This is a genomic window from Salegentibacter sediminis (genome assembly GCF_002078605.1).
Lineage (GTDB): Bacteria > Bacteroidota > Bacteroidia > Flavobacteriales > Flavobacteriaceae > Salegentibacter > Salegentibacter sediminis.
On sequence record NZ_MSJR01000001.1, the window covers coordinates 512,429 to 531,731 of the forward strand.

Sequence of the window (19,303 nt, forward strand, 5' to 3'; positions counted from 1 at the left end):
TAAAAAAATGAGAAAGCTTAAGATAAAAACAGGAGATACCGTAAGAGTAATCGCCGGAGATCACAAAGGTCAGGAAGGTAAAGTTCAAAAGGTATTGATTGATAAGAATAAAGCCATTGTGGAAGGGGTGAATACTATCTCTAAACACGAGAAGCCAAGCGCTGCTAACCCACAAGGTGGAATTGTAAAAAAAGAAGCTCCTATCCATATTTCCAACCTGTCTCTAATAGACAAGAATGGTGAAACAACCAGAGTTGGTTATAGAGAAGAGGATGGAAAGAAAGTGAGATTTTCTAAAAAATCTAATGAAGTAATTTAGTTATGGCATACGTACCAAGACTTAAAGCAGAATTTAATGACAGAATTAAATCTGCGCTTAAAGAAGAATTCAGCTACTCCAATGTAATGGAGATTCCAAAACTTGAAAAGATAGTTATTAGCCGTGGAGTTGGTGCAGCTGTTGCCGATAAAAAACTTGTTGATCATGCAGTAGAAGAGCTTTCTGCTATCTCTGGTCAAAAAGCGATACAGACCATTTCTAAAAAGGATGTTGCTTCGTTCAAACTTCGTAAGGGGATGCCAATTGGCGCTAAAGTAACTTTACGAGGCTATAGAATGTATGAATTCTTAGACAGACTTATAACTTCTGCATTGCCACGAGTTCGTGATTTCAACGGAATTAAAGCCAACGGTTTTGATGGAAGAGGAAATTACAACCTGGGGATTACCGAACAAATCATTTTTCCGGAAATTGATATTGACCGGGTGAACCGCATTGCAGGGATGGATATCACTTTTGTTACTACAGCAAAAACCGATAAGGAAGCAAAATCATTGTTAACCGAACTGGGATTACCCTTTAAAAAGAATTAATTATGGCTAAAGAATCAATGAAAGCCCGTGAGGTAAAGAGGCAGGAAATGGTAAAGAAATATGCTGAGAAACGTCAGGCACTTAAAGAAGCCGGAGATTACGAAGCATTGCAGAAATTACCTAAAAACGCTTCTCCAGTACGTTTGCACAACCGTTGTAAGCTAACAGGAAGACCTAAAGGGTACATGAGACAATTTGGACTATCGCGAGTAATGTTCAGGGAAATGGCCAATAAAGGTCTTATTCCTGGGGTAAGAAAAGCTAGTTGGTAAAATTATAAATTGGTTGAAGGTTCATCCTGTTTCCAGGAATGAAAACCACAGCCGCAAATTAGAATAGATGAATACAGATCCTATTGCAGATTATTTAACAAGAATTAGAAACGCCGTTGCAGCTAACCACAGAGTGGTGGAGATCCCGGCTTCTAATCTTAAGAAAGAAATCACTAAAATATTATTCGATCAGGGTTATATCCTAAGTTACAAGTTCGATGATTCTACCGCTCAGGGCGTGATTAAAATAGCCCTTAAGTATGATAAGATCACCAAAGAACCTGTAATTAAAGAAATCCAGAGAATAAGTAAACCTGGTTTACGTAAGTATGCCGGCGCCAATGAACTTCCGCGTATCCTTAACGGATTGGGGATTGCTATCGTTTCTACCTCTCATGGGGTGATGACCGGTAAGCAGGCTAAAGCCGAAAAAGTTGGTGGTGAAGTATTGTGTTACGTTTACTAATAAAAGACTAAAGAAATGTCAAGAATAGGTAAAAGCCCAATTACAATTCCTGAAGGTGTAACAGTAGATTACAAAGATGGATTTGTTACGGTAAAAGGAAAACTTGGAGAACTTAAACAGGAGATTAAAGGCATCGATGTGAAAATCGAAGATGGCGTGATTACTTTTGAACGTTCTTCAGAAAAAAGTGAACAAAAAGCCAAGCATGGTCTTTACCGCGCTTTGGTAGACAATATGATTGAAGGTGTTTCGAATGGTTATACTAAAACTCTGGAGTTGGTAGGGGTAGGATACCGCGCTAGCAACCAGGGGCAAAAATTAGATATCGCCGTTGGGTACTCTCATAATATTGTAATAGATTTGGCTCCCGAAGTTAAAGTGGAAACAGTTTCAGATAAAGGTAAAAACCCTATAGTGAAACTAACTTCTTACGATAAACAACTTGTGGGCCAGGTTGCCGCTAAAATACGAAGCTTTAGAGCACCAGAACCTTATAAAGGTAAAGGTATTAAGTTTGTTGGAGAGCAATTACGTAGAAAAGCAGGTAAATCAGCTTAATAAAGTTTAGATATGGCAGTTTCAAAACAAGATAGAAGAAATAAGATCAGGAAGCGTGTACGTAAATCAATTACGGGTACTGCAAGCCGACCAAGATTATCTGTATTCAGAAGTAATAAAGAAATTTATGCTCAGATTATAGATGACGTAGAAGGAAAAACCATTGCTGCGGCTTCCTCAAGAGATAAAGATATTTCAGCAGAAGGAGATAAATCCAAACAAGCAGAGCTTGTAGGAAAGAATCTAGCTGAAAAAGCTAAGAAAGCCGGTGTGGAAACCATTTCGTTTGACAGGGGTGGATATCTATATCACGGAAGAGTTAAATCATTAGCCGAGGGTGCTCGCGAAGGAGGCCTAAAATTCTAGAAAATTATGTATCAAGATTATAAAAACGTAGAACATGTAAAGCCGGGCGGACTTGAATTAAAAGATCGTTTGGTAGGAGTACAGCGTGTTACTAAAGTTACAAAAGGTGGTAGAGCTTTTGGTTTTTCTGCTATTGTAGTAGTAGGAGATGAGAATGGTGTTGTTGGGCAAGGTTTAGGGAAATCTAAAGAAGTTGCCGACGCTATTTCAAAGGCTGTAGAAGATGCTAAAAAGAATTTAGTTCGAATTCCTTTGCATAAAGGAACTTTACCTCACGAACAAAAAGGTAAATACGGTGGTGCAAGAGTTTTGTTGCTTCCAGCATCAAACGGTACCGGGATTATCGCCGGTGGTGCAATTCGTGCCGTATTAGAGTCGGTTGGGGTACATGATGTACTTTCTAAGAACCAGGGCTCTTCAAACCCTCATAACGTGGTAAAAGCTACTTTTGATGCATTGCTCCAATTGCGTAGTGCCGATACTGTAGCTAAACAACGTGGTATTTCGTTAGAAAAGGTTTTTAAAGGATAAATCAAGGACAGAGATGGGAAAGATTAGAGTTACAAAAGTGAGAAGTGCTATCAATCGTTCTAAAAACCAGAAACTGGTATTGGAATCACTTGGCCTTAAGAAAATGGGTCAAACTGTTGAGCACAACGATACGCCAAACATCCTTGGTATGGTAAATAAAGTTAAACATCTGGTTTCTGTAGAGGAAACAAAATAAGAGGTTCAAACATGGAATTAAATAACTTAAGACCTGCAAAGGGTTCAGTTAAAAGTAACAGCAAGCGCGTAGGCCGTGGAGAAGGATCTGGAAAGGGTGGTACAGCTACCCGTGGTCACAAAGGTGCTAAATCGCGTTCTGGTTACTCCAAGAAAATAGGTTTTGAGGGTGGTCAAATGCCACTTCAACGCCGGGTACCAAAATTTGGTTTCAATAACAGGAATCGTAAAGAATATCAAGGTATTAATTTAGATACCCTTCAACGTCTTGTTGATGAGGGTAGAATTAAGGATACCGTAGATATGGACGTTTTGGTTGAAAACGGCCTTGCCGGAAGAAACGAACTTGTTAAGATATTAGGAAGAGGTGAATTAAAAGCAAAGTTGAAAATATCTGTTCATAAATTTACAGCCTCAGCTAAAGAAGCTATTGAAGCTGCCGGAGGTGAAGTTGTTACTTTATAATAGATAACCCAATGAAATTCATCAATACTATTAAGAATATTTGGAAGATCGAGGAGCTAAAAAACAGAATTTTAGTAACCCTCGGTCTATTATTAGTATATCGTTTTGGAGCACAGGTAGTGTTGCCAGGTATAGATGCCTCACAGCTCGCAAGCCTGTCAAGCCAAACTGAAGGAGGTATTTTAGGCCTCCTTAATGCTTTTACCGGAGGAGCATTTTCTAATGCCTCGGTTTTTGCCTTAGGGATTATGCCTTATATCTCTGCTTCTATTGTAGTGCAGCTTATGGGAATTGCGATTCCTTATCTGCAAAAACTGCAAAAAGAAGGCGAAAGCGGTAGAAGAAAAATCAATCAGATTACCAGATGGCTTACCATAGCTATCACTCTTGTTCAGGGGCCTGGTTATATTTATAACCTTTTTTCTACCCTGCCATCAAGTGCTTTCCTTTTAGGAGATACTGTTACTTTTGTAGCGGCATCGGTAATTATCCTTACCACAGGATGTATTTTTGCTATGTGGTTAGGTGAGAAAATTACAGATAAGGGTATTGGTAATGGTATTTCATTATTAATTATGGTGGGTATTATTGCGACTTTGCCACAGGCTTTTATTCAGGAATTTGCTTCCAGGGTATTTGAGTCTAATGGTGGGTTGATTATGATTCTTATCGAATTAGTAATCTGGTTTGCGATAATTCTGGCTTCTATAATGCTGGTGATGGCTGTGCGTCAGATCCCGGTTCAGTATGCCCGAAGAACTGCTTCCGGTGGATATGAGAAAAATGTGTTTGGGTCCAGACAATACATTCCGCTTAAGCTTAATGCTTCAGGGGTAATGCCTATTATCTTTGCTCAGGCCATTATGTTTATTCCTGCGGCAGTTGCTGGTCTTTCAGATTCTGAAGCTGCACAGGGAGTAACAGCGGCATTTAGTGATATGTTCGGATTTTGGTATAATGTGGTGTTCGCACTTTTAATTATTGTGTTTACCTACTTCTATACCGCGATTACCGTTCCTACCAATAAAATGGCTGATGATCTTAAACGCAGTGGTGGGTTTATTCCGGGAATTCGCCCTGGTAGCGAAACCGCTGACTTTTTAGACCGAATCATGTCTCAAATTACTCTCCCAGGATCAGTATTCCTAGCTATTATTGCAGTGTTCCCTGCGATAGTTCAGTCATTATTGGGGATACAGGCCGGATGGGCATTGTTCTTTGGAGGGACCTCGCTGCTTATTATGGTTGGAGTTGCGATAGATACTATGCAGCAGGTAAATTCATATTTGCTTAACAGGCATTATGACGGATTGATGAAAACAGGTAAAAACAGAAAAGCAGTAGCTTAATTATGGCAAAACAACCAGCGATAGAGCAAGACGGAACCATCATTGAAGCATTGTCCAATGCAATGTTTCGGGTGGAATTGGAAAACGGTCACGTGGTGACTGCACATATTTCGGGTAAAATGCGTATGCACTATATCAAGTTGTTGCCCGGAGATAAAGTTAAACTGGAAATGAGTCCTTACGATTTGAGTAAGGCTCGCATAACTTACAGATATTAAAAGTAATTTGAGCTATTTAATAAATTTTCAGTACTTTTGCAACCTGAAAAATTTTGATAGCTGAATATCCTGGATGCGAATTTTTGTATCGTTTGCCGGGAGCACAAAAACCTAAAGAGATGAAAGTTAGAGCATCAATAAAGAAGAGAAGTGCCGAGTGCAAGATTGTGCGCAGAAAAGGCAGGCTTTACGTAATTAACAAAAAGAATCCTAGATTTAAACAAAGACAAGGCTAATTATGGCAAGAATTGCAGGGGTTGATATACCAAAACAAAAGCGAGGAGTTATAGCATTGACCTATATCTTCGGAATTGGCAAAAGCAGGGCGCAACAAATCCTGGCCGAGGCCAAAGTAGATGAAAGTACAAAAGTTTCAGACTGGAACGACGATGAGATTGGTCGTATCCGTGAGGCTGTTGGTAATTATACAATCGAAGGAGAATTACGTACTGAAGTTCAAATGAGCATTAAGCGTCTAATGGATATTGGATGCTACAGAGGGATCCGTCACAGAACCGGGTTGCCTTTGAGAGGTCAGCGTACCAAAAATAACTCAAGAACGAGAAAAGGAAGAAGAAAAACAGTTGCTAACAAGAAAAAAGCAACTAAATAGTAAGTAGTATGGCAAAGAAGACAACTCAAAAAAAACGTAAAGTAACTGTTGAGTCTAACGGACAGGCGCATGTTACTGCTTCTTTTAATAATATTATCGTGTCTTTAACTAATAAGAACGGTGATGTTATTAGTTGGTCATCTGCTGGAAAGATGGGCTTTAGGGGTTCTAAAAAGAACACTCCTTACGCTGCTCAGCTTGCTGCAGAAGACGCATCTAAAGTGGCTCACGAAGCTGGTTTACGTAAAGTAAAGGTTTATGTAAAAGGACCTGGAAATGGTAGAGAATCTGCTATCCGATCTTTGCATAACAGCGGGATTGAAGTAACCGAGATCATCGATGTTACTCCATTACCACACAACGGATGTCGTCCTCCAAAAAGACGTAGAGTTTAATAATAATTATAATAATTGAGAGAGGAGTTAAGATTATCGAAGGAGAAATGCCTTAATTCATAATCCCTCTCTTCTAAATTTAAATTTAATGGCAAGATATACAGGTCCACAAACTAAAATAGCCCGTAAATTCGGAGAAGCTATTTTTGGAGATGATAAATCTTTCGAGAAAAGAAACTATCCTCCAGGGCAACACGGTAACAACCGTCGTCGCGGAAAGAAATCAGAATATGCTATCCAGTTAATGGAGAAGCAAAAAGCTAAATATACCTATGGTATTTTAGAGCGTCAATTTAGTAATATGTTTAAAAAAGCAACCCGTGCCCAGGGAATTACCGGGGAGGTGCTTTTACAATTATGTGAGTCTCGTTTGGATAACGTTGTTTTTAGAATGGGTGTTGCCCCTTCAAGAAGAGCTGCAAGACAATTGGTTTCTCACAGACATATAACCGTGAATGGTGAATTGGTAAACATTCCTTCTTACCAATTGAAAGCTGGTGATGTAGTTGGTGTTCGCGAAAAATCTAAATCTCTTCAGGCTATCCAGGATTCACTTGCTAACTCTAGCAATGTATATGAATGGATTACCTGGAATAATGAAACAAAACAAGGAACTTTTGTTTCTGTACCAGGACGTATTCAGATCCCGGAAAATATAAATGAACAATTCATCGTCGAATTATATTCGAAATAATAATTCACAGAAGTCGTAATATGGCAATACTAAATTTTCAGAAGCCCGATAAAGTTATAATGATTGATTCTACAGATTTCGAGGGGAAATTCGAATTTCGTCCCTTGGAACCTGGCTATGGATTAACCGTTGGTAACGCTTTAAGAAGAGTGTTATTATCTTCACTGGAAGGATTCGCAATCACTTCGGTACGTATCGAAGGTGTAGATCACGAATTCTCGGCTATCCCAGGCGTAGTAGAAGACGTAACAGAAATTATCCTAAACCTGAAGCAAGTAAGGTTTAAAAGGCAAATTGATGAAATAGATAACGAAGCCGTTACAATTTCTGTTTCAGGTGAAGAACAACTTACTGCGGGTCATTTCCAGAAATTCATTTCAGGATTTCAAATTCTAAATCCAGATCAGGTAATCTGTAACCTGGATAAAAAGGTTAACCTGAATATGGAGATTACTGTTGAAAAAGGCAGAGGCTATGTTCCGGCAGAAGAAAACAAAAAAGCAAATGCTCCTTTAGGAACTATTTTTACCGATTCTATTTTTACCCCAATTAAAAACGTAAAGTATAGCATCGAAAACTATCGTGTTGAGCAAAAAACCGACTACGAAAAGCTGGTTTTTGAAATCGTAAGCGATGGTTCTATTCACCCTAAAGATGCACTTACCGAGGCCGCAAAAACTCTTATCCACCACTTTATGCTATTCTCTGACGAGCGTATAACGCTTGAAGCCGACGAGATCGCACAAACTGAAACTTATGACGAAGAATCTCTTCACATGAGACAGTTGCTTAAGACTAAGCTGGTTGATATGGACCTTTCGGTTAGAGCATTGAATTGCTTGAAAGCAGCAGAGGTTGATACCCTTGGAGACCTGGTTTCTTACAACAAAAATGATTTGATGAAATTCAGAAACTTCGGAAAGAAATCTCTTACCGAATTGGAAGAGCTGGTAAGCAACAAAGGTTTAAACTTTGGGATGGACCTTTCAAAATATAAATTAGATAAGGACTAATATATAAGTAGTTTTCCATAAAAGCCGGCAGAAGACCAGGCTTTGGGAAAATGAATAAAGAACAGAACAATGAGACACGGAAAGAAAATTAACCATCTTGGCAGAAAGACCGCTCACAGGAAGTCTATGCTTGCTAACATGGCCTGCTCTTTAATTGAGCACAAGAGAATTAATACCACCGTTGCTAAAGCAAAAGCTTTAAAAGTTTTTGTAGAGCCTTTGGTAACAAAGTCTAAAGAAGATACTACTCATAATCGTAGGATTGTTTTTAGTAAACTTCGCCAAAAAGAGGCTGTTGCGGAATTGTTCCGTGAGGTTGCTCCTAAAGTAGGAGATCGCCCGGGTGGTTACACCAGAGTTATTAAACTTGGTAACCGACTTGGAGATAACGCCGATATGGCCCTTATCGAGCTAGTTGATTACAACGAAACTTATAACCTTACCAAACCTGAGAAGAAGAAATCTACTCGTAGAGCCGGTAAGAAAAAAACTTCTGAGGCAGCTGCTCCAAAAGCAGAGCCTAAAAATGAAGAGAAATCTTCACCAAAAGAAGATAAAAAAGAAGAATAGAATGATTCATTCTCTTATAAATTCTAAAAAGGATAAGCTCTCGGGTTTATCCTTTTTTTATATATTAAAATGAAATTTGACATTTCCGCGAAGGCGGAAATCTATAAAGCAGAAAACACACAACACCTATAAGCAATAGTTAACAATGAAGTATCAAACCCGAAAAAAAGCCATTATTCTTCTTGCCGACGGGACTATATTCCACGGAAAGGCCATAGGAGATAAAGACGGAAGCGCCACTGGAGAGATCTGTTTCAATACCGGGATGACCGGTTACCAGGAAATTTTTACCGATCCTTCATATTATGGCCAGCTAATGGTAACTACCAACGCCCATATAGGGAACTACGGAACAACCAAAGAGGATAACGAATCTGATAAGGCCAAGATTGCCGGACTTATTTGTAAGAATTTTAACTATACTTATTCCCGTCCGGCTGCCGATGCTTCTCTGGAGACCTTTCTCGAGGAAAGTGGCATCATTGGTATATCCGATGTTGATACCCGTGCCCTGGTAACCTATATTAGGGAAAATGGTGCGATGAATGCGATTATTTCTACCGATGTAGACAATATCGAAGGTCTAAAAAAAGAACTGGACAAAGTACCTGATATGAATGGTCTGGAGCTGGCTTCAAAGGTTTCCACAAAGGAACCCTATTACTTTGGGAGTGAAAACGCTTCTTATCGCGTGGCTGCACTGGATATTGGGATCAAGAAAAACATTCTTCGCAACCTGGCAGATAGAGATGTATATGTAAAGGTTTATCCTTATAATGCAACCTATGAAGAAATGAAGGAATGGAATCCTGATGGTTACTTCCTTTCCAACGGCCCTGGGGATCCACAGCCCCTAAGCGAAGCTATCGACTTAACTAAAAAGATTCTTGATGAGGACCAGCCTCTCTTCGGAATTTGCCTTGGTCATCAGGTTATCGCTATCGCAAATGGTATAAAAACCTATAAAATGCATCACGGTCACCGTGGGATTAATCACCCTGTACTTAATCTTAAAACAGGCAAAGGTGAGATCACCTCTCAAAACCATGGTTTTTCTGTAGACAAAGCAGAAACTGAAGCCCATCCAGAAGTTGAAATAACTCATATATGCATTAATGACGATACCGTTGGCGGGATAGCAATGAAAAATAAAAACTGTTTCTCGGTACAATATCACCCTGAAGCAAGTCCCGGTCCACACGATGCGAGCTATTTGTTCGATGAATTTATTGATCGTATGAAGGTTTCGGAAGTTTAATCTTTCTATTAAATAACAATAAGTACTGAGGTTTATCCTCAGTACTTATTTTAAACTAATATTTTGCGAATGAAACAATTTTTACTCACTTCTATTTTAATTTTGTTTAGTAATCCCTTTTTTGCTCAAATCGAATTTGAGACAGGTTTTTTTATTAATAATCGAGGTCAAAAAACCGAGGCATTTATTCAAAATAATGAATGGTTAAACAATCCTGTTCAATTTCGCTATAAATTAACAAAGAACTCTTCTTCTCAAATTTTTATAGGGGAACTTAATGAGGTGTCTGAATTTAAAGTTGGAGGACAACATTTTGTTCGTTCTGAAGTACAAGTAGATCAGTCTAAAGATACCGGCGGTAGATACAGTACGAAACCAGAGCCTGAATTTGAAAAGGAAGTCTTGTTTTTAAATACTCTTGTTAAAGGGGATGCATCGTTGTTTAAATATAAAAGAGGAAGGCTGGTTAGGTATTTTTATCAGCACGGAAATGGAAAAATTGAACCTTTGGTATATAAACATTATTTGCGCTCTGGTGGCTTGGCGTCTAATAATAAATACCGTCAACAACTCTTGGAGAATTTTAAATGTGGAAAACTGAACCATGCTGAATTAAAAAGGATTGAATATAAAACCGAAGATTTGGTGGATTTTTTCACTAATTATAATTCTTGTGTGAATTCTGAATTCATTTCATATTACAATATAACGAAAAGAAAAGGGATATTCCATATTACATTAAAACCTGGTCTGAGCTTGGGTGTGCTGGAAGTAGAAAATGGGTTTCTGGCATCTGGAATCAATTTAGAAGAAATGGAACCAAGGATAGGTGTTGAATTTCAGTATATACTTCCCTTCAATCAAAACAGGTGGGGAGTTTTTATCGAACCTACTTATCACAAATTTGTTTCAGAAGAAGAAATTATAAAGGATTTTTCTACAGCTTTACTTAAAGTGGATTATAGTTCTCTTGAGTTATATTCAGGATTACGGCATTATTTCTTTTTAAGTGATAAACATAAAATATTTTTGAATGGAGGGATAATTGTTGACTTTCCATTAGACTCGCAGATTATATTTTTAGAAACTAATCGGGTGATGGATCCAGAATTGACAGATTTGGACTTGTCCGTTTCTCCGGCTTTTGGTCTCGGTACCGAGATATTTGATAAGATATCTTTTGAATTAAGATATACCAAAAGAGGGGTTTCTGGCCGAAAGATAGTTCAAACACACTATGATCTTGATTGGCGGTCTAATTACTCGAGTTTTTCTTTCGTACTTGGTTATACCTTTTTATAAGAACTTTTCCCAATTTGAGTTAATATAATTTTTCTCAACCGGATAATTTCGTATACCTTTTTTTACATCAATCAAGAAATCGATTTCGTTAATAACTAATGTTATAAATGGCTTAAAACTACCGGTTTCACTCGTAATTTAAGCTGGCTATTTGTATCTTGCATACTTCAAAAAATAATTTAAAAAAAAGACTATGAGTGCAATTATAGATATTCACGCCCGTCAAATATTTGATTCAAGAGGTAACCCTACCGTAGAGGTAGATGTAGTAACTGAAACCGGAACTATTGGAAGGTTTGCCGTTCCTTCAGGAGCTTCTACCGGAGAGCATGAAGCAGTAGAACTTCGTGACGGTGGTAAGGATTATATGGGAAAAGGCGTTACTAAAGCCGTTGAAAATGTAAATGATGTTCTTGCAGAAAGACTTCTTGGGTTCTCCGTTTTTGAACAGAACCTAATCGACCAGGCTATGATTGATCTAGACGGCACTCCAAATAAAGGAAAGCTTGGCGCGAATGCTATTTTAGGGGTGTCTCTGGCAGTAGCCAAAGCAGCCGCTAATGAACTTGGACTTCCCTTATATAGGTACATTGGTGGGGTTAGTGCTAAAACTCTTCCTGTTCCAATGATGAATATAATTAACGGGGGTTCGCATAGTGATGCGCCAATCGCATTCCAGGAATTTATGGTGATGCCGGTAAAGGCCGATAGTTTTTCTGCAGCTTTAAAAATGGGAACAGAGATCTTCCATAATCTTAAAAAAGTACTTCATGATCGTGGTTTAAGCACCGCAGTAGGAGATGAAGGTGGTTTTGCGCCAACTTTAGATGGAACCGAAGATGCTCTGGACACTATTCTGAAAGCAATAGAAAAAGCTGGTTATAAAGGAGGAGAGGAAGTAATGATTGCCCTTGATTGTGCCGCTGCCGAATTCTATGAAAACGGGAAATACGATTATAAAAAATTCGAAGGAGATTCAGGAAAAATAAGATCCAGCCAGGAACAGGCCGAATATCTTGCAGAACTAGCCTCTAAATACCCTATTATCTCTATTGAAGATGGGATGGACGAAAATGACTGGGAAGGCTGGAAAGCCCTTACCGACCTAATAGGAGATAAAGTTCAGCTTGTGGGAGATGACCTTTTTGTGACCAATGTAGAACGACTGGGAAGAGGAATTGAGGAAGGAATTGCAAATTCTATCCTTATAAAAGTAAACCAGATTGGTACGCTTACCGAAACTATTTCGGCAGTAAATATGGCGCATAATGCGGGGTATACTTCCGTAATGTCTCACCGTTCGGGGGAAACCGAAGATAATACCATCGCCGACCTTGCTGTTGCCTTAAATACAGGCCAGATCAAAACCGGTTCAGCTTCCAGAAGTGATCGTATGGCAAAATATAATCAACTGATAAGGATAGAGGAAGAACTGGGAGAAGTAGCATATTTTCCACAACGAAAAGCCTTTAAGATCTAATTCGATTTAGAGGGAATTTCAAAAGCCTTTTGATGAAAAATCAAAAGGCTTTTTTTATTTAAAATAATTCTTAGAAAATTGCATTATTAGTGGTTTTTCATTAAATCTTATGCCTGCATAACACATTTTTTAAGGCTATATTTTGTAACTTAGCGACTATCGAAAATTTGTTGAATTAAGTACATTATAAAAATATGTCAAAAGTAGCTACACTTGAAATAGACGGTAAGAGATATGAATTTCCCGTCGTAGAAGGAACCGAGAATGAACTTGGTATTAATATTAAAAGTTTGCGTGGTGAAAGCGGTGCTATAACCCTGGATCCAGGCTTTAAAAACACCGGAAGCTGCGAAAGCGGAATTACTTTTTTAGATGGAGAAAAAGGTATCTTAAGATACCGGGGTTATGCAATAGAAGATTTGGCTGAAAAAGCTGATTTTCTGGAGGTAGCTTATCTGCTTATTTTTGGAGATCTTCCTTCTAAAGAGCAATTAGAAAAATTTTACGATGATATCAAAGAGCAGTCTACCGTAGATGAGGAAATGAAGAAAATCCTGGACGGATTTCCTAAAGCTGCACACCCTATGGGCGTGCTTTCTTCACTTACAAGTGCTCTTGTAGCCTTTAACCCATCTTGCGTTGATGTTTCTTCAGAGCAGGATATGTATAATGCTATTGTAAAGATTCTGGGTAAGTTTCCGGTTCTTGCAGCCTGGACCCTAAGAAAGAAGCACAGCCTTCCGTTAAATTATGGAGACGATTCCCTTGGTTATGTAGAGAATCTTCATAAAATGATGTTTGAAAAACCAGGTAAAAAGTATGAAGTGAACCAATCGGTGATTGATGCCCTGGATAAACTACTAATCCTACACGCCGATCACGAACAAAACTGCTCTACTTCTACTGTAAGAATGGTAGGTTCTTCTCACGCCGGACTTTTCGCCTCTATTTCAGCAGGTATTTCAGCACTTTGGGGCCCGCTTCACGGTGGAGCTAACCAGGCGGTTATAGAAATGCTTGAAAAAATTAAAGAGGACGGTGGAGATACCAAGAAATTCATGGCTAAGGCTAAAGATAAGGATGATCCTTTCCGTCTTATGGGCTTTGGACACCGGGTATACAAAAACTTCGATCCGCGTGCTAAGATCATCAAAAAATCTGCAGATGAAGTGCTTGGTCAGTTAGGTGTTGAAGATCCTGTGTTGGATATCGCTAAAGGCCTTGAAAAAGAAGCCCTGGAAGATCAATACTTCGTAGATAGAAAACTATATCCAAACGTAGATTTCTATTCAGGAATTATTTATCGTGCTTTAGGAATACCTGTAGAGATGTTCACCGTGATGTTTGCACTTGGTAGACTTCCCGGATGGATTGCTCAATGGAGAGAGATGAGATTAAATAAAGAACCTATAGGTCGTCCAAGACAGATCTATACCGGTCATACTCACCGTGAGTTCCAGGCTGTGGACAAAAGATAATTGATCCTTAATATATTAGGAAAAGCCTCATTTAGCAATGAGGCTTTTTTTATATTTGCAAAAATTTGCAGTATGAATTTGCATATCACCAATGAAACTTCCAGGCTGCGCGCCGTAGTGCTGGGCACCGCCGAAAGCTGTGGCCCCACTCCCGATCTTTCAGAAGCTTATGATCCAAAATCAAGAGAACATATCAAAGCGGGGACTTATCCCGTTGAAGAAGATATGGTGAAGGAGATGGATGCCGTGGCAAAAGTTTTGGAGAAATATAAAGTAAAAGTATACCGGCCTGAAGTTTTACAGGATTATAATCAGATTTTCACCAGGGATATCGCCTTTGTAATTGAAGATAAATTCATAAAATCCAATATCCTACCCGATAGGGAAAAAGAGATCGAAGCTATCCATCATGTGATTAATCAAATTCCAGAAAGTCAAATAATAAAACTTCCGGAAGAAGCTCATATCGAAGGTGGCGATGTGATGCCTTATAAGGATTACTTACTTGTAGGAACCTATTATGGCGATGACTATAAGGATTATATCACAGCGCGAACCAATATGCAGGCTGTAAAAGCCCTGCAGGAACTTTTTCCCAATAAAAAGGTGGTTTCCTTCAATTTGAGGAAATCTAATACAGAGCCCCGCGATAATGCTCTTCATTTAGATTGTTGTTTTCAGCCGGTAGGAAAAGACAAGGCTATAATCTACAAAGGTGGATTTTTAGAAGAAAAAGAATATGAATGGCTTGTTGATCTCTTCGGAAAAGAAAATGTCTTTGAGATCACCCGCGAAGAAATGTATAATATGAATTCCAATATTTTCTCCATCGCAGAAGATGTTGTGATTTCCGAAAAGAATTTTACCAGGCTTAATGCCTGGCTAAGAGAACAGGGTATCACCGTAGAAGAAGTACCTTATGCCGAAATTGCTAAACAGGAAGGCTTGCTGAGATGTTCTACCCTGCCTTTAATAAGAGATTAAATTATGCAACAAATCACCAATACAGTTTTAATGGTAAGGCCGGTGGCTTTTCGAATGAATGAGCAAACTGCCGTGAATAATTATTTTCAGGAAGACTTAAATGATGATAATGTAAACGAACGCGCTCAGGCCGAATTTGATGCCTTTGTAAACAAACTTAAAGGGGTTGGTGTTAACGTGATTGTGGTAGATGACGTTAAAGAAGATGATACCCCAGATTCTATTTTTCCTAACAACTGGGTTTCTTTCCATGAAAATGGCGAAATTGCTCTTTATCCCATGTTTGCGGACAATCGTAGAAAAGAGCGCCGTTTGGAGTATTTTGCTAAACTCGAAGCGGAAGGCTTTAAAATCACCAATATAGTAGATTATACCGCTGCTGAAGAGGAAGATTACTTTTTGGAAGGCACCGGAAGTCTCATCCTGGACAGGGAAAACCAGAAAGCTTATTGTGCTATTTCACCCCGTGCTGATGAGGACTTGCTTATCGAGTTTTGTGAGGATTTTGAGTTTACTCCTGTTATTTTTCATGCCAATCAGGATGTAGGGGGAAAGCGTAAACCTATCTATCACACCAATGTTATGATGTGTGTTGCAGAAGAGTTTGCAGTGATTTGTCTTGATACCATAGATGATAAGAAGGAACGTAAAAATGTCCTGAAACACCTTAAAAAAGATGGGAAAGAAATAATTGCCATTTCTGAAGCCCAGATGCATGAGTTCGCCGGAAATATGTTGCAGGTAAAGGGAGCTTTCGATAAGAAATACCTGGTAATGAGTGCGAGCGCCCACGAAAGCCTGCACCCTGACCAGGTGGCAAAAATTGAAAAATACTGCGAAATTTTGAGCAGTGATCTGGAGGTTATTGAAACCTGCGGCGGTGGAAGTGCCCGGTGTATGTTGGCTGAGGTGTTTCTGCCTAAAGAATAGATTTTACCGGCCCTGTTGGTGGAAATGGTATTTGTTTAAGCCAGTCTAGTGTTTTTTTATCAATTCCCTTAAAAATAAGATCATAATCCCGGTGGTGAAAAAAGCAAAAGGGAGGGAGCTTATGATCAGGAACTTTTGCATTGCGGTGAGGACATCGCTGTCTGGCTTTACATTTCCCAGTACGATAATGGCTTCAGAAAAAATAAGGATAATTACTGCCCAGATAAGGCGAAATTTTCTTTTTGGATTTTCCTTCCCTTTATCAGAGAACATACTAAGCACAAAGATTGCAGAATCTACCGAGGTAACCAGGAAACTCACAAGCAAGAGCACCGCAACAATATTGGTAAGATCAGAAAAAGGGAAATATTCAAAAAACCTGAATATGGAGGTGAAAACATTGCCAAATTCGTCATTATAAGCTTCAGCCTGAGTTATTAAATCGAAAGAAGCCGATCCAAAAACACTGAACCAGAAAAAGCTTCCCAGCGAAGGAATAAGTAAAACCCCCAGGATCATTTCCCTAATTGTTCTGCCTTTTGAAATGCGAGCGATAAAAATTCCTGTAAAGGGAGCCCAGGCTAGCCAAAATGCCCAATAATAATAAGTCCAGTCAGTAAGGAATTCTTCCCCTGGATTATATGCGCCCAGAGCAAGGCTTAACGGGATAAAATCTATAAAATATTGGTAAAGTGAAATTCCAAATCGTTCTAAGCTAACAATGATATCAATTTGGAAAAACACAAAAAAAAGTAGCGCCAGGGTGATGAAGATATTCCAGGTGGAGATTCTTTTAATTCCCTTTTCTACTCCGGCATAAGCAGAGAAAAATGCCAGAGAACAAATAAGGAAAACTAATACAATGGTATACCATAGATTTCCGGGCGAGGTAGATGTAAGATGACTTAAGCCTCCTTCAATTTGGGTGGCTCCCAAGCCAATTGCGGCCACCAGACCGAAGACGGTAGTTAAAATTGTAAGAAGGTCTACTCCTTGAGGAAGAAGTTTAACCGATTTTAACTGCGGAAGGCTTTGGCTTAATTTGACTTTGTTATTCCCTATAAATAGGGAATAAGCTATTAATAATGCGAAAATGCCATAAAAAGCCCAGGGGGTAAAACCCCATTGGTAGAATGTGTATTCCAGCGCGATGATATCGGCCGAATCTTGGGTTTGCAGCGGAGGCTTAAGGAACATAAAAACCGGCTCCTGTACCGCTCGTAACAATATACCTGCACCCATTCCTGCGCTGTAGAGCATGGCGATCCAGCCCAGGTGTGAAAATTCGGGTTTGCCGGGGCCCAGCCTAATCTTGCCGAATCTGGAAAAAGCAATTCCTACTAAGAAGAAAACGCTAATTAAGCCTAACCACAGGTAGAAAGGACCAAAATATTCTCTGATCCATAAAGAAGCAAAGTCAATAAGTTGGTAAAAATAATCGTTGAAAAAGAAGATGATAAGAGAGAAAAACAGCAATATTGCTATAGAAGTGGCCAGGATTATGTTTTGCCTTAAAAGCTTAAAAACAGTTTTCAAAAACGAGATTTTTAAATATAATTTTTCAAAATAGCTATCCTTTTCCTTCGGCTATTTTATTCAGCATTCCTTCAAATATAAAATAATGAAAGGGATACATGGCATACCAGTAAAGTCGGCCCCAAATACCTTTTGGGCGAAAGGTGGCGATTTGGTGCAACACATTTTCTTCATCTATTTTAAATTCCAGCCAGGCTTCCCCGGGAACTTTCATTTCGGCAAAAAGCAATAGGCGTTTTTCTTCCTTGTCGGCCAGTAAAACCCGCCAGAAATCAAGGGAATCACCGGCAGCGATCATATTAGGGTGGGTTCTCCCTCGGCGCAGGCCAACCCCGCCAAAAAACTTGTCGATTAGCCCACGAACTTTCCAAAGCCAGTTACCATAATACCAGCCGTTGATTCCGCCAATAGCCCAGATGCGTTCCAAAACTTCTTCTGGATTTTCAACTTTGGCAGTTTGTTCATCCTTTAAACAACCATAAGTTGGAACCTGAATAAATTCATTCAAATCTTTTCTAAACCGGCCACTGCTTAAAGAATCCTTCCAGCTGGAGAGGACCTGGTTTTGTTCGATTTTGTAAAAGGCCAGTTTTATAGCCTCCTCGTAACTTATGGGCTGAATTCCGAGAATTTCCTGAAGCCGGGTGTCGCTGGTCACTACCTCAATCTTCATACTGTCCACCAGGTTTTGGGCGAGTTTGAAAGAAGTAGAGGTTACAAAATATAGCCAGTATGCCGAGAGTTTGGGGGACATAATTGGCACTCCGATGATCCAGATTTTAAGTCCTCTTATCTTTGCATAGATCTCCATCATTTCCCGATAGGTAAGGATATCGGGGCCGCCCACATCAAAAGATTTATTATAGCATTTTTCGTTTCCAATAACTCCGGTTAGAAACTGAATGATATCCCTTATGGCAATAGGTTGGGATTTTGTTTCTACCCAGCGTGGGGTAATCATAACCGGTAACTTTTCACAAAGATCCCTGATGATCTCAAAGGAAGAGCTGCCTGAACCTACAATAATCGCCGCTCTAATAACGCTAAGCTTAAAATTTCCGGTATATAATATTTCTTCTACTTTTTTTCGGGATTCCAGGTGTTTGGAAAGTTTCTCCTCATTGATTATTCCGCTTAGATAGATCACTTGTTTCACCGAGGTGCCCGCCATTATTTTATTGAAATTCTTGGCAGAGGTAGCTTCCTGTTCATCAAAATCTTCTGTAGAGCCGCTCATAGAGTGAATAAGATAGTAGGCCACATCTATGTTTTTAATCTTATCCAGAGGTTCAGAATCCTTTAGAAAATCAATTTCTACAATTTCTACTTTTTTTCTGATATTCTTATTGGAGGTAAATCGGTTTGCATTCCTAACTGCACAAACCACTTCGTGGCCCATTTCAAGAAGTTGAGGGAGAAGTCGCATGCCGATGTAACCGTTGGCCCCGGTGAGTAGTATCCGCATTTTTATATTATTTCAGGTTTAAATTAGGGATTAATTATTACTTTCACTTAAGTTTTGAAAAACTTTATAAAATGAATAATGTTCTCAAGGTTGTTCTTCTCGTAGTTGGCTTAGGCCTTATCGCTTATGGCTTTTATACCCTTATTACTCCTGAAGTTTCTGTAGATGCCGGTCCTTTTCAATTTGAAGCGCAGGGCGATAAAACCCAACCTATTGCAATGATTGCATTTGGGATTCTGGCTTTAATTGGCGGACTTGCCTATAAGAAACGCTAGGACAATAGTTAAAAATT

The 19,303-nt window shown here is 39.1% G+C and carries 26 protein-coding genes; 24 read left to right on the top strand and 2 right to left on the bottom strand.

Annotated elements, in window-relative coordinates; all coding sequences use genetic code 11:
- The first annotated feature begins 7 nt into the window (after positions 1–7).
- The 23 genes from rplX to ctlX all read left to right on the top strand — a co-directional run bounded on the left by rplX (position 8) and on the right by ctlX (position 16,010).
- Positions 8–319, top strand: a complete 312-nt coding sequence (gene rplX, locus BUW93_RS02425) for a 50S ribosomal protein L24 (protein ID WP_081208847.1) — start codon at positions 8–10, stop codon at positions 317–319.
- A 2-nt stretch (positions 320–321) separates the two neighbouring features.
- Positions 322–873 (top strand): 50S ribosomal protein L5, encoded by a 552-nt coding sequence (gene rplE, locus BUW93_RS02430; protein WP_081208849.1) that lies wholly within the window; start codon positions 322–324, stop codon positions 871–873.
- 2 nt (positions 874–875) lie between these two features.
- Positions 876–1,145 carry a 30S ribosomal protein S14 gene (gene rpsN, locus BUW93_RS02435; protein ID WP_081208851.1) on the top strand — a complete coding sequence of 90 codons (270 nt, stop codon included), beginning with the start codon at positions 876–878 and terminating at the stop codon, positions 1,143–1,145.
- A 67-nt stretch (positions 1,146–1,212) separates the two neighbouring features.
- A complete protein-coding gene (gene rpsH, locus BUW93_RS02440; protein ID WP_081208853.1) occupies positions 1,213–1,611 on the top strand; it encodes a 30S ribosomal protein S8 in 399 nt (132 codons plus the stop codon).
- Between the two features lie 15 nt (positions 1,612–1,626).
- Entirely contained in the window at positions 1,627–2,169 is a 543-nt protein-coding gene (rplF, locus tag BUW93_RS02445) for a 50S ribosomal protein L6 (protein WP_081208855.1), read from the top strand.
- A gap of 12 nt (positions 2,170–2,181) precedes the next feature.
- The gene (rplR, locus tag BUW93_RS02450) at positions 2,182–2,535 is read left to right on the top strand and encodes a 50S ribosomal protein L18 (protein WP_081208857.1); all 354 of its coding nucleotides are present in this window, start codon (positions 2,182–2,184) and stop codon (positions 2,533–2,535) included.
- A gap of 6 nt (positions 2,536–2,541) precedes the next feature.
- Positions 2,542–3,066, top strand: a complete 525-nt coding sequence (rpsE, locus tag BUW93_RS02455; RefSeq protein WP_081208860.1) for a 30S ribosomal protein S5 — start codon at positions 2,542–2,544, stop codon at positions 3,064–3,066.
- A gap of 13 nt (positions 3,067–3,079) precedes the next feature.
- Positions 3,080–3,262 (top strand): 50S ribosomal protein L30, encoded by a 183-nt coding sequence (rpmD, locus tag BUW93_RS02460; protein WP_081208862.1) that lies wholly within the window; start codon positions 3,080–3,082, stop codon positions 3,260–3,262.
- A gap of 11 nt (positions 3,263–3,273) precedes the next feature.
- Positions 3,274–3,726, top strand: coding sequence for a 50S ribosomal protein L15 (rplO, locus tag BUW93_RS02465; RefSeq protein WP_081208864.1), 453 nt, complete (start codon positions 3,274–3,276; stop codon positions 3,724–3,726).
- 11 nt (positions 3,727–3,737) lie between these two features.
- Positions 3,738–5,075, top strand: coding sequence for a preprotein translocase subunit SecY (gene secY / locus BUW93_RS02470; RefSeq protein ID WP_081208866.1), 1,338 nt, complete (start codon positions 3,738–3,740; stop codon positions 5,073–5,075).
- 2 nt (positions 5,076–5,077) lie between these two features.
- The gene (infA, locus tag BUW93_RS02475) at positions 5,078–5,293 is read left to right on the top strand and encodes a translation initiation factor IF-1 (protein WP_013073244.1); all 216 of its coding nucleotides are present in this window, start codon (positions 5,078–5,080) and stop codon (positions 5,291–5,293) included.
- Positions 5,294–5,412: 119 nt separating this feature from the next.
- Entirely contained in the window at positions 5,413–5,529 is a 117-nt protein-coding gene (gene ykgO / locus BUW93_RS02480; protein ID WP_013621733.1) for a type B 50S ribosomal protein L36, read from the top strand.
- Positions 5,530–5,531: 2 nt separating this feature from the next.
- Positions 5,532–5,906: a 30S ribosomal protein S13 gene (rpsM, locus tag BUW93_RS02485; protein WP_081208868.1), complete on the top strand. Its 375-nt coding sequence runs from the start codon at positions 5,532–5,534 to the stop codon at positions 5,904–5,906.
- 8 nt (positions 5,907–5,914) lie between these two features.
- Positions 5,915–6,301: a 30S ribosomal protein S11 gene (gene rpsK, locus BUW93_RS02490; RefSeq protein ID WP_081208870.1), complete on the top strand. Its 387-nt coding sequence runs from the start codon at positions 5,915–5,917 to the stop codon at positions 6,299–6,301.
- Positions 6,302–6,389: 88 nt separating this feature from the next.
- Positions 6,390–6,995, top strand: coding sequence for a 30S ribosomal protein S4 (gene rpsD / locus BUW93_RS02495; RefSeq protein ID WP_081208872.1), 606 nt, complete (start codon positions 6,390–6,392; stop codon positions 6,993–6,995).
- A gap of 20 nt (positions 6,996–7,015) precedes the next feature.
- Complete coding sequence (locus BUW93_RS02500; RefSeq protein ID WP_081208874.1) at positions 7,016–8,008, top strand: DNA-directed RNA polymerase subunit alpha; 993 nt, start codon at positions 7,016–7,018, stop codon at positions 8,006–8,008.
- A gap of 69 nt (positions 8,009–8,077) precedes the next feature.
- Entirely contained in the window at positions 8,078–8,578 is a 501-nt protein-coding gene (gene rplQ / locus BUW93_RS02505; RefSeq protein WP_081208876.1) for a 50S ribosomal protein L17, read from the top strand.
- A gap of 145 nt (positions 8,579–8,723) precedes the next feature.
- Positions 8,724–9,836, top strand: a complete 1,113-nt coding sequence (gene carA / locus BUW93_RS02510) for a glutamine-hydrolyzing carbamoyl-phosphate synthase small subunit (protein WP_081208878.1) — start codon at positions 8,724–8,726, stop codon at positions 9,834–9,836.
- Positions 9,837–9,905: 69 nt separating this feature from the next.
- The gene (locus BUW93_RS02515) at positions 9,906–11,138 is read left to right on the top strand and encodes a porin family protein (protein ID WP_081208880.1); all 1,233 of its coding nucleotides are present in this window, start codon (positions 9,906–9,908) and stop codon (positions 11,136–11,138) included.
- 193 nt (positions 11,139–11,331) lie between these two features.
- A complete protein-coding gene (eno, locus tag BUW93_RS02520) occupies positions 11,332–12,618 on the top strand; it encodes a phosphopyruvate hydratase (protein ID WP_081208882.1) in 1,287 nt (428 codons plus the stop codon).
- A 194-nt stretch (positions 12,619–12,812) separates the two neighbouring features.
- Positions 12,813–14,096: a citrate synthase gene (locus tag BUW93_RS02525; RefSeq protein WP_081208884.1), complete on the top strand. Its 1,284-nt coding sequence runs from the start codon at positions 12,813–12,815 to the stop codon at positions 14,094–14,096.
- Between the two features lie 72 nt (positions 14,097–14,168).
- The gene (locus BUW93_RS02530) at positions 14,169–15,080 is read left to right on the top strand and encodes a dimethylarginine dimethylaminohydrolase family protein (RefSeq protein WP_081208886.1); all 912 of its coding nucleotides are present in this window, start codon (positions 14,169–14,171) and stop codon (positions 15,078–15,080) included.
- Positions 15,081–15,083: 3 nt separating this feature from the next.
- A complete protein-coding gene (ctlX, locus tag BUW93_RS02535) occupies positions 15,084–16,010 on the top strand; it encodes a citrulline utilization hydrolase CtlX (protein ID WP_081208888.1) in 927 nt (308 codons plus the stop codon).
- Positions 16,011–16,055: 45 nt separating this feature from the next.
- Here the strand turns inward: ctlX and BUW93_RS02540 are convergent, their stop codons facing one another.
- Positions 16,056–17,546 (bottom strand): BCCT family transporter, encoded by a 1,491-nt coding sequence (locus tag BUW93_RS02540; protein WP_081208890.1) that lies wholly within the window; start codon positions 17,544–17,546, stop codon positions 16,056–16,058.
- Between the two features lie 34 nt (positions 17,547–17,580).
- Positions 17,581–19,011, bottom strand: coding sequence for an SDR family oxidoreductase (locus BUW93_RS02545; RefSeq protein WP_081208892.1), 1,431 nt, complete (start codon positions 19,009–19,011; stop codon positions 17,581–17,583).
- Between the two features lie 71 nt (positions 19,012–19,082).
- Between BUW93_RS02545 and BUW93_RS02550 the strand changes: the two genes are divergently transcribed.
- Positions 19,083–19,286 carry a hypothetical protein gene (locus BUW93_RS02550; RefSeq protein ID WP_081208894.1) on the top strand — a complete coding sequence of 68 codons (204 nt, stop codon included), beginning with the start codon at positions 19,083–19,085 and terminating at the stop codon, positions 19,284–19,286.
- Positions 19,287–19,303: the final 17 nt, after the last annotated feature.

Excerpts from the sequence above, each read along its gene's own strand:
- secY (WP_081208866.1), top strand. The coding sequence starts at position 3,738 with ATGAAATTCATCAATACTATTAAGAATATTTGGAAGATCGAGGAGCTA.
- rplF (WP_081208855.1), top strand. The coding sequence starts at position 1,627 with ATGTCAAGAATAGGTAAAAGCCCAATTACAATTCCTGAAGGTGTAACA.
- rplX (WP_081208847.1), top strand. The coding sequence starts at position 8 with ATGAGAAAGCTTAAGATAAAAACAGGAGATACCGTAAGAGTAATCGCC.
- BUW93_RS02545 (WP_081208892.1), bottom strand. The coding sequence starts at position 19,011 with ATGCGGATACTACTCACCGGGGCCAACGGTTACATCGGCATGCGACTT.
- BUW93_RS02550 (WP_081208894.1), top strand. The coding sequence starts at position 19,083 with ATGAATAATGTTCTCAAGGTTGTTCTTCTCGTAGTTGGCTTAGGCCTT.
- rpsK (WP_081208870.1), top strand. The coding sequence starts at position 5,915 with ATGGCAAAGAAGACAACTCAAAAAAAACGTAAAGTAACTGTTGAGTCT.
- rplQ (WP_081208876.1), top strand. The coding sequence starts at position 8,078 with ATGAGACACGGAAAGAAAATTAACCATCTTGGCAGAAAGACCGCTCAC.
- rplR (WP_081208857.1), top strand. The coding sequence starts at position 2,182 with ATGGCAGTTTCAAAACAAGATAGAAGAAATAAGATCAGGAAGCGTGTA.
- BUW93_RS02500 (WP_081208874.1), top strand. The coding sequence starts at position 7,016 with ATGGCAATACTAAATTTTCAGAAGCCCGATAAAGTTATAATGATTGAT.
- rplE (WP_081208849.1), top strand. The coding sequence starts at position 322 with ATGGCATACGTACCAAGACTTAAAGCAGAATTTAATGACAGAATTAAA.
- BUW93_RS02530 (WP_081208886.1), top strand. The coding sequence starts at position 14,169 with ATGAATTTGCATATCACCAATGAAACTTCCAGGCTGCGCGCCGTAGTG.
- rpsD (WP_081208872.1), top strand. The coding sequence starts at position 6,390 with ATGGCAAGATATACAGGTCCACAAACTAAAATAGCCCGTAAATTCGGA.
- rpsM (WP_081208868.1), top strand. The coding sequence starts at position 5,532 with ATGGCAAGAATTGCAGGGGTTGATATACCAAAACAAAAGCGAGGAGTT.
- rpsE (WP_081208860.1), top strand. The coding sequence starts at position 2,542 with ATGTATCAAGATTATAAAAACGTAGAACATGTAAAGCCGGGCGGACTT.
- rpsN (WP_081208851.1), top strand. The coding sequence starts at position 876 with ATGGCTAAAGAATCAATGAAAGCCCGTGAGGTAAAGAGGCAGGAAATG.
- eno (WP_081208882.1), top strand. The coding sequence starts at position 11,332 with ATGAGTGCAATTATAGATATTCACGCCCGTCAAATATTTGATTCAAGA.
- BUW93_RS02515 (WP_081208880.1), top strand. The coding sequence starts at position 9,906 with ATGAAACAATTTTTACTCACTTCTATTTTAATTTTGTTTAGTAATCCC.
- ctlX (WP_081208888.1), top strand. The coding sequence starts at position 15,084 with ATGCAACAAATCACCAATACAGTTTTAATGGTAAGGCCGGTGGCTTTT.
- infA (WP_013073244.1), top strand. The coding sequence starts at position 5,078 with ATGGCAAAACAACCAGCGATAGAGCAAGACGGAACCATCATTGAAGCA.
- ykgO (WP_013621733.1), top strand. The coding sequence starts at position 5,413 with ATGAAAGTTAGAGCATCAATAAAGAAGAGAAGTGCCGAGTGCAAGATT.
- BUW93_RS02525 (WP_081208884.1), top strand. The coding sequence starts at position 12,813 with ATGTCAAAAGTAGCTACACTTGAAATAGACGGTAAGAGATATGAATTT.
- carA (WP_081208878.1), top strand. The coding sequence starts at position 8,724 with ATGAAGTATCAAACCCGAAAAAAAGCCATTATTCTTCTTGCCGACGGG.
- rplO (WP_081208864.1), top strand. The coding sequence starts at position 3,274 with ATGGAATTAAATAACTTAAGACCTGCAAAGGGTTCAGTTAAAAGTAAC.
- rpmD (WP_081208862.1), top strand. The coding sequence starts at position 3,080 with ATGGGAAAGATTAGAGTTACAAAAGTGAGAAGTGCTATCAATCGTTCT.
- rpsH (WP_081208853.1), top strand. The coding sequence starts at position 1,213 with ATGAATACAGATCCTATTGCAGATTATTTAACAAGAATTAGAAACGCC.